At 58.5% G+C, this 277-nt stretch carries 1 protein-coding gene; it reads left to right on the top strand.

From position 1 onward, the window contains the following. Positions 1-74 precede the first annotated feature (74 nt). The coding region (locus tag AC4HNJ_RS21915; protein WP_490481731.1) for a hypothetical protein at positions 75-277 on the top strand (203 nt) is incomplete at its 3' end.

The raw sequence follows: 277 nt of genomic DNA, 5'->3' as shown, positions 1-277 counted from the left end.
CTCATACGGAACTCCGATCCGCGGCCATGGTCGAGTTCTGAGCGTACCGGTTGGACGCGTTAGGGGAGAGTTCAATGAAGAGGCGAACCTACAAGCTATTCGCCGTGGTCGCCGCGATGGCCATGGCAGTCCCAGCCATCGGAGCTACGCCGCCCAGCCTGTCCGTGGAAGGTCACGATCTAGCCGACTTGCATGCGCTATGGAGCCGCTATCAGCAAGCTGTCGCGAAGAAAGATGCGAGAGCACTGCTGGCGATGTATGTAAGCGAGAATGTTTC

The sequence above is a fragment of the Dyella sp. SYSU CM1112 genome (assembly GCF_058216415.1).
Note: the sequence above shows the minus strand (reverse complement) of the source record. Positions and strands in the feature narration are given on the sequence as shown.